The organism is Brevundimonas mediterranea (genome assembly GCF_014196125.1).
Classification (GTDB): domain Bacteria; phylum Pseudomonadota; class Alphaproteobacteria; order Caulobacterales; family Caulobacteraceae; genus Brevundimonas; species Brevundimonas mediterranea.
This window is the reverse complement of record NZ_JACIDA010000002.1, coordinates 195,712-210,648: the sequence shown is the minus strand read 5'-3', so window position 1 is coordinate 210,648 and position 14,937 is coordinate 195,712. Positions and strand designations below refer to the sequence as shown.

At 66.4% G+C, this 14,937-nt stretch carries 10 protein-coding genes; 7 read left to right on the top strand and 3 right to left on the bottom strand.

Annotated features, from left to right (window positions below):
- Positions 1 to 3: 3 nt before the first annotated feature.
- The 7 genes from GGR11_RS09925 (at position 4) to GGR11_RS09895 (ending at position 8,688) form a co-directional block, all read left to right on the top strand.
- Positions 4 to 780: an enoyl-CoA hydratase/isomerase family protein gene (locus tag GGR11_RS09925; protein WP_183196599.1), complete on the top strand. Its 777-nt coding sequence runs from the start codon at positions 4 to 6 to the stop codon at positions 778 to 780.
- Positions 781 to 791: 11 nt separating this feature from the next.
- Positions 792 to 1,958: a fumarylacetoacetate hydrolase family protein gene (locus GGR11_RS09920; protein WP_183196597.1), complete on the top strand. Its 1,167-nt coding sequence runs from the start codon at positions 792 to 794 to the stop codon at positions 1,956 to 1,958.
- A gap of 8 nt (positions 1,959 to 1,966) precedes the next feature.
- Positions 1,967 to 2,923: a 2-hydroxyacid dehydrogenase gene (locus tag GGR11_RS09915; protein WP_183196595.1), complete on the top strand. Its 957-nt coding sequence runs from the start codon at positions 1,967 to 1,969 to the stop codon at positions 2,921 to 2,923.
- Positions 2,907 to 3,695 carry a kinase gene (locus tag GGR11_RS09910; RefSeq protein WP_183196594.1) on the top strand — a complete coding sequence of 263 codons (789 nt, stop codon included), beginning with the start codon at positions 2,907 to 2,909 and terminating at the stop codon, positions 3,693 to 3,695. The genes GGR11_RS09915 and GGR11_RS09910 overlap by 17 nt, the downstream gene beginning before the upstream one ends.
- Complete coding sequence (lldD, locus tag GGR11_RS09905; protein ID WP_183196593.1) at positions 3,692 to 4,834, top strand: FMN-dependent L-lactate dehydrogenase LldD; 1,143 nt, start codon at positions 3,692 to 3,694, stop codon at positions 4,832 to 4,834. Before GGR11_RS09910 ends, lldD begins: the two co-directional genes overlap by 4 nt.
- Before the next feature lie 85 nt (positions 4,835 to 4,919).
- Positions 4,920 to 6,551 (top strand): rhamnogalacturonidase, encoded by a 1,632-nt coding sequence (locus tag GGR11_RS09900; protein ID WP_183196592.1) that lies wholly within the window; start codon positions 4,920 to 4,922, stop codon positions 6,549 to 6,551.
- Positions 6,552 to 6,594: 43 nt separating this feature from the next.
- The gene (locus GGR11_RS09895; RefSeq protein WP_183196591.1) at positions 6,595 to 8,688 is read left to right on the top strand and encodes a glycoside hydrolase family 2 protein; all 2,094 of its coding nucleotides are present in this window, start codon (positions 6,595 to 6,597) and stop codon (positions 8,686 to 8,688) included.
- Positions 8,689 to 8,756: 68 nt separating this feature from the next.
- On the opposite strand, the gene GGR11_RS09890 is transcribed toward GGR11_RS09895, so the two are convergent.
- From GGR11_RS09890 to GGR11_RS09880, 3 genes are all read right to left on the bottom strand, one after another.
- The gene (locus tag GGR11_RS09890) at positions 8,757 to 11,984 is read right to left on the bottom strand and encodes an alpha-L-rhamnosidase (RefSeq protein WP_183196590.1); all 3,228 of its coding nucleotides are present in this window, start codon (positions 11,982 to 11,984) and stop codon (positions 8,757 to 8,759) included.
- A complete protein-coding gene (locus GGR11_RS09885; RefSeq protein WP_343051116.1) occupies positions 11,981 to 13,798 on the bottom strand; it encodes a right-handed parallel beta-helix repeat-containing protein in 1,818 nt (605 codons plus the stop codon). The genes GGR11_RS09890 and GGR11_RS09885 overlap by 4 nt, the downstream gene beginning before the upstream one ends.
- 288 nt (positions 13,799 to 14,086) lie before the next feature.
- Positions 14,087 to 14,932 (bottom strand): fumarylacetoacetate hydrolase family protein, encoded by an 846-nt coding sequence (locus GGR11_RS09880; RefSeq protein ID WP_183196588.1) that lies wholly within the window; start codon positions 14,930 to 14,932, stop codon positions 14,087 to 14,089.
- Positions 14,933 to 14,937: the final 5 nt, after the last annotated feature.

The window sequence follows — 14,937 nt, the reverse complement described above, 5'->3', positions numbered from 1 at the left end:
GATATGAGCGAAGACAACGAACTGCTGTTCGAGGTGGACGGCCATGTCGCCGTCATCACCCTGAACCGGCCGCACAAGCTGAACGCCGTCACGCCCGACATGGCCAAGGCCATCGAGGCGGCGATCGCCGAGTGCGACGCCTCCGACACGATCCGTTGCGTCGTCATCACCGGCGCAGGGGAAAAGGCCTTCTGCGCCGGGTCCGACATCAAGACGCTGGACCAGTACAAGACGCCCTGGCAGTTCCGTAATCGCGGCGACTACTGCGATGCGGTGCGGTTGTGCCGCAAGCCCACCATCGCGGCGGTCAACGGCTATGCTCTGGGCGGCGGGCTGGAAACTGCGATGAGCTGCGACATCCGCATCTCCTCCACCAACGCCAGGTTCGCAGCCCCGGAAATCAAGCTGGGCTGGATCGGCGGCGGCGGCATGGCGGCGGGGCTGGCCCATTCGATCGGCGCGTCCAACGCCGCGATGATGATCCTGACCGGCGACGTGATTGATGCGGAGACCGCGCGGAGCTGGGGTCTTGTGACCGAGGTGGTGGAGCCTGGCGAGTTGGTCGCTCGCGCCCGCGAGATCGCGCACATCATCGCTTCGCGCGCGCCCATCGCCGCTGAAACCGCCAAGCTGAACCTGAAGGCGGCTCACGCCATGCCTTACGAGAAGGCTGTCGAATACGAACGCGACCTGCAAACCATCTGCTTCGCCACCGAGGATGCGCAGGAAGGCCGTGCGGCCTTCGCCGAAAAGCGCGCGCCCGTATTCAACCGTCGCTGATCGGAACTGATATGCGTCTCGCACCCGCCGATATCCTTCCCGCCGACCCGAAGGCTCTGCTGTTCGGGCGCGTGTGGTCTCCCAAGGCAGGAGGGCCGATCATTGTTCGCGTGGATAAGGACCGGCTCACCGATGTGACGCCCCTCTTCCCGACAGCGCGAGATTTGTGCGAGGCGCAGGAGCCTGCGACGGCCCTGCGCGCGGCGTCCGGCGAGGATGTCGGCGCCTTGTCCGATGTCCTGGCCAACACCGCGCCGGAGACGCGCGAGCCTTCACGGCCCTGGCTCTTGTCGCCGATCGATCTTCAGGCGGTGACGGCGGCGGGCGTGACCTTCGTCACCTCCATGCTGGAGCGGGTCATTGAAGAAAAGGCGCGCGGCGACCTGAGCGCCGCCGCCGGGTTCCGCGACAGCATCCGCGAACTGGTCGGCGACGATCTACGCAGGCTCAAACCCGGATCGCCGGAGGCCGCCGCGCTGAAACAGACCCTGATCGCGGCAGGGGCCTGGAGCCAGTATCTTGAGGTGGGCATCGGACCGGACGCCGAGATCTTCACCAAGGGCCAACCGATGTCGAGCGTGGGCGCCGGCGCGGATGTCGGCGTTCACCCGGCGTCGACCTGGAACAACCCCGAACCCGAAGTCGTGCTGGTGGTGTCGTCCACCGGGCGGATCGTGGGAGCGGCCCTGGGCAACGACGTCAATCTGCGCGATGTCGAAGGGCGTTCGGCCCTGCTGTTGGGCAAGGCCAAGGACAACAATGCGGCGGCAGCAGTGGGGCCCTTCGTTCGGTTGTTTGACGAAGGCTTCGATCTGGCGACAGTCGGGCGGCTGGAGATTTCGCTGACGGTGACGGGAGAGGACGGGTTCGTCATGCAGGGTCGTTCCTCGCTGAGCGAGATCAGTCGCGAGCCTGCCGATCTGGTCGGTCAGGCGATCAACGCCCACCATCGCTATCCCGATGGACTGGTGCTGTTCCTGGGCACCTTGTTCGCTCCGGTCGAGGATCGCTACGAAAAGGGCAAGGGCTTCACCCATGCGATCAATGACGTCGTGCGGATCGCCTGCGACGAGCTCGGGGCGCTGGTGAACCGCGTGCGGCCGACGGATCAGTGCGAGCCCTGGACCTTCGGCGCCGGGGACCTGATGCGCAACCTGGCCCGTCGGGCTCTGATCTGAGCGCGCCGATGAAGCCCAGGATTCTGATCAGCCGACGCTGGCCCGAGGCGGTCGAGGCGCGACTTTCGGCGCGCTACGACGTGACGTTGAACATCAGCGACACGCCCCTGACGATCGAACAGCTTCAGGCGGCGATGCGTGACTACGACGCCCTTTGCCCAACCGTGTCCGACCGCGTGCCCGCCGCCGTTCTGGCGACGGCTGACGCCCGCGTTCGGATCCTGGCCAACTATGGCGCGGGGTATGAGCATATCGACCTTGAGGCGGCGAAGGCGGCGGGCGTCGTGGTCACCAACACGCCCGACGTGCTGACGGACGCCACCGCCGATCTGGCGATCCTGTTGATGATGATGGCCAGCCGACGGGCGGGCGAGGGCGAACGTGAGCTGCGGGCGGGGCGATGGACCGGATGGCGACCCACGCATCTGCTGGGCCAGTCGCTGGCGGGCAAGACGCTCGGCCTGGTCGGCTACGGCCGGATCGCCCGGGCGACGGCGATGCGCGCCAGGGCGGCGCTGGGAATGAAGATCGCCTATCACAGCCGCAAACGCGCCGCTGACGAAGACGGCGCCGTCTATCATGGCGCCCTGGACGGACTGGCGGGTGCGGCGGACGTGCTGTCGCTGCATACGCCTGGCGGGCCTGAAACCCACCATATGATCGACGCCGCTCTGCTGAAGCGGATGAAGCCAAGCGCGATCTTGATCAATACGGCGCGCGGGTCGGTGGTGAACGAGCACGACCTGGCGCAGGCGTTGGCGGAGGGCGCGATCGCGGCGGCTGGTCTGGATGTCTTCCAGGGCGAACCGAACCTCAGCGCGGCCTTGCTGGCCGCTCCGAACGCCGTCCTGTTGCCACACCTGGGCAGCGCCACCCAGGAGACGCGCACCGCCATGGGCATGCGGGTCGCAGACAATCTGGACCGCTTCTTTAACGGAGACGCTCCGCTTGACCGGGTCGCTTGAGAGGGTCGAACAGGCGCTGGACGGCTGGCGCGGATCACAGCCCTTGGTCCTCGGGATCTGCGGCGCTCAGGGGTCTGGCAAATCGACGCTGTCGGACGCCTTGGCCGAGCGCCTGAACGGGCGAGGGATAAGAACCGCGGTCCTGTCGCTGGACGATCTCTATCTGTCGCGCGCCCGTCGCGCTGATCTGGCGCGCGCGGTGCATCCGCTGTTCAAGACGCGCGGCGTGCCCGGCACACATGACGTCGCCCTGGGCGTCGCGCTTCTGGATGCGGTGAGGACGGGGCGCGGGGTCACCCTGCCGCGCTTCGACAAGGGGATCGACGATCCTGTACCTCGAGCAGAATGGCCCGTGATGGAGGGGCCGGTCGATGTGCTGATCTTCGAGGGGTGGTGCATCGGCGCGCGCGCGCAGGACGTCGCCGCCTTGAACGATCCGATCAACGGACTGGAACGCGACAGTGATGCGGAGGGTGTCTGGCGGCGTCACGCCAACGCTGCGCTTGCCGGGGCCTACGCCGACTTGTTCGGGCGCCTGGATCGGCTGGTGCTGCTCGCCGCGCCCGAGTTCGGCGTGGTGGAGCGGTGGCGTCTGGAGCAGGAACACGCCCTGCGCCTTCGCGCCGGCGGGCGGGGGATGAGCGACGCCGAGATCGCGATCTTCGTTCAGCACTATGAGCGCCTGACCCGTCATATCCTGTCCGACATGCCCGCCTATGCCGACCTGACCATCAGGCTGGACGAAGCGCGACGCCCGAGAGAAACCCCATGATCATCGCTTCGACGTCGGACTTCCGTAAGGCGGCCCGCAGACGGTTGCCCCGCTTCCTGTTCGATTACATCGACGGCGGCGCCTTCGCGGAAAAGACGCTGCAGGACAATGTCGACGATCTGGCCGGCATCGCCTTGCGCCAGCGTGTGCTGCGCGATGTGTCCAGCCTGAGCCTGGAGACCGAGCTCTTCGGCGAGAAGACCGCGATGCCGGTGGCCCTGGCTCCGATCGGTCTGGGCGGCATGGCGGCGCGACGCGGCGAGGTTCAGGTGGCGCGCGCGGCGCGCACGGCGAACATTCCCTACATCCTGTCGACCGTCAGCGTCTGTTCGGCGGCCGAGGTCGTCGAGGGGGGCGGGCGGCCAGTGTGGTTCCAGCTCTATGTGCTCAAGGACCGCGCCTTCATGCGCGACGCTCTGGAACGCGCGATGGCGCTGGGCGTCACCAAGCTGGTCTTCACCGTCGATATGCCGGTGCCGGGGTCGCGCTATCGCGATCCCCATTCGGGCATGAGCGGTCCGTGGTCGGGGACGCGGCGGATGGTCCAGGCGGCCTTCAGGCCCCGTTGGGCCTGCGATGTGGGCTTGATGGGACGCCCGCACGATCTGGGAAACATCTCCGCCTACCGCGGCCAGGCGACAGGCTTGCAGGACTATATAGGCTGGCTGGGCGCCAACTTCGATCCGTCGATCAGCTGGTCCGATCTGGAATGGATTCGCGACCTCTGGAAGGGCGAGATCATCATCAAGGGGGTCCTCGATCCAGCTGATGCCCGCGACGCCGTGCGGTTCGGCGCGGATGGCCTGGTGGTGTCGAACCATGGCGGGCGGCAATTGGACGGCGCCCTGTCCACGGCCCAGGCGCTTCCGCCGATTGCGGACGCCGTGGGTCAGGACCTGACCGTGCTGGTGGACGGCGGGGTGCGGACGGGGCTGGACGTCGTGAGGATGCTGGCGTTGGGCGCAAAGGGTGTGTTGCTGGGTCGGGCCTACATCTACGCCTTGGCGGCGGGTGGGGAGGCGGGCGTGACCCGGCTGCTGGATCTGATCGCCGCCGAGATGCGGGTCGCCATGACCCTGACGGGGACAAAATCCGTCGCCGAGATCACCCGCGACACCTTGGCGCGGCCCATCTCCTGAGCCCTGTTCATCCGGGCCGAGGGTTGATTCAATATAATACATCATACAACATGCGCCCCAGCGATAAGAGACGGGGACAGGAAGCATGGCGGACGGCGCGGTCGGCGAAAAGGCGGAGTTCAGTCGGCGGTTCATAACGCTGGGACTGGGCGCGGCCATGGCGATGAGCCCCACACTGGTCCGCGCGTCGGGGTCGCTGGCCGGCTTTTACGATGTCCGTGACTTTGGCGCTGTGGGTGACGGCATCGCCATTGATTCCGGCGCCTTCAATCGCGCCATCGAGGCGGCGTCAGCCAAGGGGGGCGGCACGGTCATCGTGCCGCCGGGCCACTATCTGTGCTTCTCCATCCGGCTGAAGAGCTACATCACTCTGCTGCTGATGAATGGCTCGGTGATCGAGGCCGCCGACCCGCGCAAACATGCCGGGCGGTACGACCTGCCCGAGAATGTCTACGAAGAACAGTATCAGGACTATGGCGTCAGCCATTTCCACAACAGCCTGATCTATGGCGACAACGTCAACGACATCGCGATCATCGGCAAGGGCCTGATCCACGGTCTGGGCCTTGACCGTGAAGGCCCCACGCCACGCTGGCACGGCATGGCCGGCTATCGTTCGCCGGCCGAGCAGGGCCTGACGCCGGATCAGGCGCGCCGGGCCATCCCGCGCGAGATGGCTTATGAAGGGCGTGGCAACAAAGGCATCGGCCTGACGGGCTGCCGCAACGTCCTGCTGCGCGATTTCACCATCCTGCAGGGCGGGCATTTCGCCTGCTATGTCCTGGGCTCGACCAATGTGCGGATCGACGGCCTGACGGTGGATACCGACCGGGACGGCATCGACATCGACTGCTGTCGCGACGTGCGGGTCACCAGCTGCACCGTCAATGCGCCCAAGGACGACGCCATTGTTCTCAAGAGCAGCATGGCGCTCAAGGAGCCGCGCCTGTGCGAGGACGTGACCGTCATGGGCTGCAAGACCAGCGGCTATCTGTTGGGCACGGTGGTGGACGGCACCTATCAACCCTCGCCCTATATGTCGGTGGACGAGGTCGGGGTTCTGGGCCGCATCAAGCTGGGCACGGATTCGGTCGCCGGTTTCCGCAACATCCTGGTGTCGGACTGCATTTGCGAGAACACGCGCGGCCTGCAAATGGGCGCGATCGACGGCGGCGTGCTGGAGGACGTGACCTTCGCAAACATCATCCTGCGCAATCCGGTCAATCACCCGATCTTCGTGCGCCTGTCGGCCCGTAATCGGGCGCCTGCCGGAACGGGACTGTCGCAGGTGCGGCGCGTGCGGTTCTCCAACATCAATGTCTCCGGTGCGCCCGGACCCTACGCCAGCGGCGTCGTCGGTCTGCCCGACGGGATCATTGAGGATGTCAGCTTCTCCGACATTCACGTCCGCTCGGTGGGCGGCGGCACACGGGCGGATGCGGTGCGGGACATCCCCGAGCGGCGCACCTCCTCGCTGGAGCCGAGTTTCATGGGGACCTTCCCGGCGCACGGTCTCTACGTCCGGCACGCCCGCAACATCAGCGTCAAGGACGTGAGCTTCGCGGTCGACCAGCCTGACGCAAGGCCCGCCGTGGTTCTGGACAATGTGCAGGGGGCGATCCTCGACGGCCTGCGATCCAGCCTCGCGCCGCGCGCCGCTGTGCGCGTCGTGCGCAGCCGCGACATCCAGACGACCGCCGTCAGCCGCCTGGCCTGATGACGAACAACGACGCCCCGAAAGCGGGCGCGAGGAGGACGACATGAAGCCCATTTCACCCCGCGCCCTGCGGCATCGACTGATCATTGGCGGCGCCGTCTGGGCGCTGGCCGCCGGCACGGCGCTCTCGGCCGAAGAGACGGCGTTGGTCGAGGGCTGGCGCTTCGTTCGCGAGGATGTTCAGGGCGCCCAGGCTCCGCGTTTCGACGATGCGGCCTGGTCGTCGGTAGTCGTGCCTCACACCTATAATGCGGCGGACTCGGGGATCGGCGGGGCCAAGGCCCGGGGCGAACCGGAAGGCGTCTATTATCGCGGGCCGGCTTGGTACCGCCTATCTCTGGATCACGCGCCGGAGCCAGGCAAACGCTATTATCTGCATTTCGGCGGGGCGACGCTGAAGGCCGACATCTTCCTGAACGGGCGTGCGATCGGCACGCACGAGGGCGGTTACGCCGCCTTTCGCTATGACGTGACGGACGCTCTGCGGGCCGGTCGGAACCTGCTTGCCGTGCGGGTCGATAACGCCCGCAACACCCGCTATGCGCCGCTCAACGGAGACTTCAACATCTTCGGCGGTCTTTACCGGGAGGTGAAGCTGATCGAAGCGCCGGACCTCCACATTGATCTGTTGGATCACGCCGGTCCGGGCCTGCATGTGCGCACGGCGTCGTTGGCCGACGGTCAGGCGGACATCGCGGCGCGTGTCCTGGTGAAGAACGATCGGCGGTCTTCAGCGCAGTTCGAGGTGGTGACGCGGATTATCGACGCCGATGGTGCAACGGTCGCGGAAAGCCGGACGCCCACGACGCTGGAGGCGGGACGGGGCCAAGCCGTCGAACAAACCCTTCGGCTCGCCGAGCCAAAACTGTGGGAGGGGCGCCGCTCGCCCTATCTCTATCAGGTGAAGACCGAAATTCTGGTCGACGGTCAGCCCATCGACAGCGCGCAGGCGCTTCTTGGCGTGCGGACCGTCGGGCTGAACGCCCAGGGCCAGTTCACCCTGAACGGACAGCCCTATGCCCTCTATGGCGCCAATATCCAGATGCCCACACGCTTCGGCAAGGGACCGATCGTTACGGACGCCGAGATCGACGAGGACATGAAGATCATGGCCGACATGGGCGTGACCGCCCTTCGACTGGCGCACATGCAGCATCCGCCCCGCGTCTATGAGGAAGCGGATCGGCTGGGCATCCTGCTGACGACCGAAGTGCCCTTGATCGACGACATGGATCCCTCGGATCATTTCCGCGAGAACCTGGTCCAGCAGATGCGCGAGCTGATCGCCCAGACTGACAACCACCCCTCGGTCGGGCTGTGGGGCATCGGGAATGAGTTGCGGACGTCGGGCGATGCGGCGAACCGGCTGCTTGCCGCCCTGCAGTCTACCGCGAAGGCGTTGGATCCGGGACGGCCGACGACCTACGCCCACTGCTGTCTCGATGATGACGACTCCATCGCCCAGCACAGCGACACCGTCTCCTACAACCGCTACTTCGGCTGGTACTGGACCGAGGCCAAGGATATCGGGCCGTGGGCGGACGAACTCCACGCGCGGATGCCCAACCGCCCGATCGGGGTCAGCGAATATGGCGCCGGCGCCAGCATCCTGCATCAGGAAGATCCGGTGATGCGTCGTCCGGTGGCCGACGGCTACTGGCATCCCGAACAATGGCAGACCAGCTTCCATGAGGTGCACTGGCGCGAGCTGGGCGCGCGCCCGTACCTGTGGTCGAACTTCATCTGGCTGGGCTTCGACTTCCCCTCGTTCAAGCGCAACGAAGGCGATCGCCCCGCGATCAACGACAAAGGCCTGGTGACCGAGGATCGGCGGACCTTCAAGGACGCCTACTATTGGTACCAGGCCAACTGGTCCGACGTGCCGATGCTGCACATCACCAGCCGCCGCGACGTGAACAAGCGGATCGCGCGCGTGAAGGTGAAGGTCTTCTCCAACCAGCCGCAGGTCCGGTTGCGCCTGAACGGAGGGGATTGGGCGACCGTGCCCGTCGTGGATCACGCGGCGGTCTGGGATATCGACCTGGCCAGCGGCGAGAATGTCGTCGATGCCGTGACCGAGGTGGACGGTCGCGAACTGACCGACAGCGTGCGCTGGACCTATCGCACCAATCCCTGATCCGGTGGACCTGCACTGAAAAGCCCTGCCGGTCCGACCCGGCAGGGCTTTTTTGGCGTCAGGGTCGGTCAGCCCTGGGACTGGAACCGATACGCGCCGGACCCGACATCGAGCACCAGCCGATCGCCCTCCATGCCGCGCACGGCGACGCCGGCGGCCTGGGCCAGCGGCAGGCCGTTCTCTCGCACGCCATTTGGCGATGTCGCGGGAATGTGGACCTCGGCGCGGCTGTTGGTGGGAACGACAAGCCTAAGGTCGAAGCCGCCGTCCGGCTTCATCTCCCAGTCGGTGGTGATCCGGCCAAGGATGCTGTCGTAGTCACCCCCGCCGCGGGGGACGCGCGCGTCCAGGACCGGGTTGAAGCGGAAGGTCAGGAAGCCCTGTTTCGTCGGCTCGATCCCGGCGATGCGGCGGAAGACGAAGCCGGTCACGGCGCCCAGCGCATAGTGGTTGAACGAGTTCATCGCCACATCGCCGACGTCGCCGTTCCACCGCTCCCAGATCGTGGTGGCGTCCTTGCGGATCATATAGCCCCAGGACGGGAAGTCGGTGCGCAGCAGCAGGTCATAGACCAGGCTGTCCTGTCCGTTGTCGGCCAGGGCGTCCAGGCTGTAGGGCGTGCCCAGGAATCCGGTCGACAGCAGAGTGCCGCGCCGCCGGATATCCGCGACCAGATGCGCGGTGGAGGCGGGCCGCAGGGCCTCGGGAACGAGGCCGAACCGCAGGGCGAGGATGTAGCCGGCCTGCGAGCCGTTGCCCATCGCGCCGTCCGGTCGCACGAACTCCCGCTGGAAGGCGGAGGTGAGGCGCCGGGCCAGATCGCGATAGCGGGTGGCGTCGGGGCGACGGCCGGACGCCATCGCCATATCGGCCATGGCCTCGACCGAGTGCTTCCACATGGCGGTGGCGATCAGGGCCTTGGGCGTGGTTTCGTCGCCTGGATTGACGGCGTCCAGCGCGACCCAGTCGCCGAAGTCGTAGCCGCGTTCGTTGCGCCAGATCAGGTCCGGATTGTTGTCCAGGATGAAGCCCAGATAGCGGGTCATCGCCGCCCAGTTCTGATCGATGATGGCGGTGTCGCCGTAGCGCCGCCACGTCGTCCAGGGCAGCATGACGCCGGCGTCGGCCCAGCCGGGCGAGGTTCCGAGGCCCAGGTCCTGCCAGCCTGCGGGCGCATAGTCGGGGAACTCCCCGCGCGGTCCCTGGGCGTCGCGCATGTCGCCGGCGTAGCGTTCGGTGAAGGCCGCCACGTCCATGTTGAAGGCGGCGGCGTCCCAGAAGACATTGGCGTCGCCGGTCCAGCCGAGCCGTTCGTCGCGCTGGGGGCAGTCGGTGGGCACCCCGAAGAAGTTCGACCGCTGGCTCCACAGCGTATTTCGCCACAGGCCGTGGATCACCGGGTTGGCGATCCGCAGATGACCCGTCTCGGTCAGGTTTGAGGAGACGACGATCCCCTCCACGTCGTCCGCTGTCGGCGCGCGGCCCAAGGCCTGCTCCAGCCCCTCGACCTCGACATAGCGGAAGCCGAAATAGGTGAAGCGCGGTTCGTAGGTCTCGCCCGCCGGATCGCCCTTGAGCGTATAGACAAGGGCTGCACGGGCGGCGCGCAGGTTGGACTGGTCGACGTGGCCGTCGGCCTGCAGGACCTCCGCGAACTTCAGCGTGATCGCCTGGCCCGCCTGGCCGCGGACCTTCAATCTCGCCCAACCGGCGAAGTTCTGCCCGAAGTCCAGGACATAGCTGGTCCCCACCTTGGCGACCGTTCTGGCCTTCAGCGTCTCGATGCGGCGCAGCGGGGGGCTGACCTGGGCCTTCAGAACGCAGGGCGGCGTCGGCGCGATATCCACCGCGCGCCATTCGGCGGCGTCGAACCCGGCATTGGCCCAACCGGCCCTTTCGAGCCGCGCGTCATAGTCCTCGCCGTAATAGATTTCTCCACGCGTGACCGGCGCCTCGGTCAGGCGCCAAGTCGCGTCCGACACGACCAGATCGCGAGTCCCGTCGACATAGAGAATTTCCAGCTGGCCCAGGAACCGCAGCGGCGCGTCGCCGAAGGCGTAGCGGCCGGCGGGTGCATGATAGCTGCCGTACCAGCCGTCCCCGACCATGGCGCCGATGGCGTTGTCGCCTGGAACCAGAAGATCGGTGACGTCGTGGACCTGATAGAGGGCGGTCTTGCGGAAGTCGGTGCTCTCGGGGCTCAGCAAGGCGTCGCCGACCCGCCGTCCATTGATCTGGGCCTCGTAGACGCCCAGCGCCGTGGCGTAGAGGCGTGCGGCCGCGACCGGCTTGGAGACGGAGAAGGCCTTGCGCAGAAGGAAGGCGCCGTATCCGGGCCAGGACTGCGGCTGTATTTTCGACACCTCTGCGGCGGACCAGCGCGCATCGGAAAAGCCGGGGCGTTCCCAGCCCGTCGGGGCGTGCAAGGCTGTCTTCATCCCCCGCGACGTGATGCGAACGGTGCGGCCCCGGCCAAGATCGGCGCGCACCATAACGGCGGCGGAAATCTCGTGCAGTTTCGGCTCATTGAACCCGGCTGGATCCTTGACCCGGATGGCCACCACATGGCGGCCCGCAGCGAGGGGGTGGCGGGTTTCGGCGACCGGCGCCACGCCGAAGGCGATGGACGGGTGGGGCGGTCGCTCGACTGTGCGGCCATCCAGCCAGATGTCGGAGTCGAAATTGGCGATGGAGAACAGGGTCACGTCCGCCGCCGACGGCAGGTCGAAGCTCAGGCGGAAATAACGGTCGGACTTATCGGAAGGGCGGTCGCCGCGCATCCACAACAGGCCGGCCTGACGATCCGCGCGCGCTGTCTCTGTCTCTGCGGCGATCCATTCGGCGCGCCAGTCGGACGGCGTGAGCAGCCCCATTTCGAAACGGGACGAGGCGCTGGTCGCGCGTCGGCCCTTGTTGTCGCGCACTAGAACCCGCCACCAGACGACCTGGCGCGACTTCAGCGGACTGCCCAGCCAGGACACGTCCATGCTCTGATCGGTGAGGACCTCACCCGCGTGCCACAGGTCCGGCGTGCCCCCCTCCAGCAGTTCGCGGGTGCTGGCGGCCTGGATTTCGTAGCGGGTCTGGCGCACGTCGCGGTCGGGGCTCTGAAGCCGCCAGGACAGGCGCACGGCTTGGTCCTCCAGCCCCATGGGCTCGACGGCCGAGTGAGCCTTTAGGTCCAGGACGTCCAGCGCCGACGCTTGAAACGCATGCGCAGACGCGGCGGGCGCCGTGGCGGCCAGGCCTGCCAGGCCGGCGCCGCCCAGCAGGCCGCGACGCGAGACGGCGCTCATTGACCGGCCTCGCGACGGGGACCTGCGGCGTCGATCACCGCCTGGGCGTCCGCCGGCCAGTCGCGGTCCGGGACCAATATATTGCCCTCGGCCACATTGCCGATTTCACGCAGCCAGCGGCCGCCGGTTCGCATCGAGTTGTGCCAGTTGCCGGTGGCCGTGTTGTCGGTCGAGATCCGGCGTTGATACATCCGACCCGCCGTATTGATGTTCAGCCACTTGCCCTGGGTGTCGATGACATTGCCCGTGACGGTGAAGTGCTTGGAGCCTTCGTCCAGATAGACGGCGATCCGGTCGCCGATGTCGAAGATGTGGTTGGCGCGAATGATGGCGTCGGGGTTGGCCGACAGATTGTAGATGGCCCCGCCGTCCATGTACCAGGTCTTGACCCCGTGGATCCGGTTGCCCTCGATCAGGGTGTTGCGCAGGGTCGTCGGGGTGGTGAACCGGGTGTTGTAGAGATAGCCCTTCTGGTTCTCGTCATAGTTCGGATTGCCGCCGGCATCATTGTAGCCCCAGCCCCAGCCGACGGCGATCGCGTCATAGGGGGCGTCGGTGATGTCATTGTGCAGGATGCGGGCGCCGTCGATGTAGGTCGTCAGGATCGCCGCATTATCCTTGTAGTCCTGGCTGACGCCGGCGATGACATTGTCCGCGATCTCGATGTTGCGATTGATCAGATCGGGGCTGGTCGGGTGGTGAGCGTCCAGACGGATGCCGCCCGCCATGATCGCGCTGCCTGACAGGACGCCGAAATGATTGCGGGTCACGCGGATGTCTTGAACGGCCAGGCCGACGCCGGAAAGATTGGCGTTGGCGTCATTGCCGAGGCCGAGACCGATCTGGCCCAACTGAGTGAAATGGTTGTTCTCGAAAACGATGTTGCGGGCTGCGGCGACCTGGACCGCTGCGGGCATCTGGTTCCAAAGCTGGCGCATCGACTCGAACTCGGGGCAACCCCAACCGCAGCTCGACCAGGCGTCGGCTGGCCGCAGCGGCGAGGGATCCTTCAGGAAGGCGCCGCTCTGTTGGTTGGCGTAACCCGTTGGCTCGGACGGCCCCATCCATGAGGTGTAGGAAAACCGCAAACCGCTGAATGTCAGATTCCGGATCGGCGCATCCGGCGTGCCGCTGATCGACATAAGGGCAGGCAAGGCCGGCACGGTCACGCGCAGTTTGGCGATGTCGTCGTCCTGAGCGATGCGCAGGTAGAGCTTGCCGGCCTTCGGATCGATGAACCATTGGTAGGGCTTGGCGTGCCAGTCGTTGGTCTTGCCGATCAACTCGGGCGCATTGACCAGAAACAGGCGGGAGTCGTCGGGGAAGATCGGCTTCGAGATCGTGTCGTAGCCCCAAGTGTTGTTGTCCCAGCCGGGCTGCTGCATCGTCAGGGTCGTGCCGCTGATCGAGGCGACGGGCGAGAAGCGGTCGGTGAAGAAACCTGTGGCCTCGACCTCAAGGCGGTCCGGGTGCTGGATCGCGCCGATGTAGGCCAGATCCGGATTGGTGATCTCGATCCCGGTTGCGGTGAAGTTCAGGTCGGAAGCACGGATCTCCAGCCAGGGCCGCTCCGCCAGGGTATCGTTGACCCAGACCTGACGGGCGTCGAGACCCTTGGGAATGTCGGCGACATAGACGCGGCGTTCGTCGTCGAAGAGCATGAAGCCCGAGACGTCGAAGCCGCCGGAGATGACGGGTGTGTCTCCGGCCTTGGCGCGCCAGATCACGCCGTGGTCGCCCTGGCCCCCATCGGGGGCCGTGAACGTCAGGGGGCGGTCGAGCCGATAGGTGCCGCCCGCGAGTTCGACGGTCACATCGGAGCGCCCGTTCTGGCTTCGAACCAGCGCCTGGGCGCGCGTGAGCGACTGCACCGGACGCGTTTGGCTGCCGCTGTTGCTGTCGTCTCCCTCTGGTGAGACATGGACAACCGCCTGGGCTAGGGCGCTCGTCGCTGAGAGCGCAAGGCCGACGGACATCACGCCAGCGGCAATCCTGCCGAATCCTGATCCCTGGCCCATACGCACGCTCCCAAAACATATTATGTATTATGAAAATAACGTAGCGGATGAGCCTCTCGTGTCAATGCGGACGGGGGGTGTAACTCAGGCTTGCGCGACGACCTGTCGCTGTTCCCCCAGGCCCTCGATGCCCAGTTCCATTACGTCGCCGGCGTTCAGATAGACGGGGGCCGGTTTTTGCCCCAGGCCGACGCCAGGCGGCGTGCCGGTCGAGATGACGTCGCCCGGCTGCAGGCTCATGAACTGGCTGACGTAATGGACGATGAAGGCCGGTTTGAAGATCATCGTCGCGGTCGAGCCGTCCTGGAACGTCTGGCCATTGACCTTCAGCCACAGTCGCAGGTTCGCGGGGTCCGCCACCTCGTCGCGGGTCACCAGCCAGGGGCCGATGGGGCCAAAGGTGTCGCAGCCCTTGCCCTTGTCCCAAGTGCCGCCCCGCTCGGTCTGGAAGGCGCGCTCGGACACGTCGTTGATCGTGCAATAGCCGGCGATACAGGCCTCGGCCTCGGCTTCCGAGACGTAGGCGGCGTCCTTGCCGATGACGATGCCCAACTCGACCTCCCAGTCGAGCTTGGTCGAACCGCGCGGTTTCAGAACCGGATCGTTCGGGCCGACGATGCAGGACGTCGCCTTGGAAAAGAGAACAGGCTCTTCGGGAATCGGCAGGCCCGACTCTGCAGCGTGATCCGCATAGTTCAGGCCGATGCACAGGAACTTGCCGACCTTGCCCACGCAGGCGCCGTATCGAACCCCCTCGGGGGCCAGCGGAAGGGCGGTCATGTCGAGGGCGCGGATCCGGGCCAGGCCGGCGTCGGACAGGGCCTCGCCGTCGATATCGCCGATGATGGCGCTGAGATCGCGGATTTGACCCTCGGCGTCGATCACGCCGGGCTTTTCCTGGCCGATCGGGCCGAAACGCAGCAGTTTCATTATGG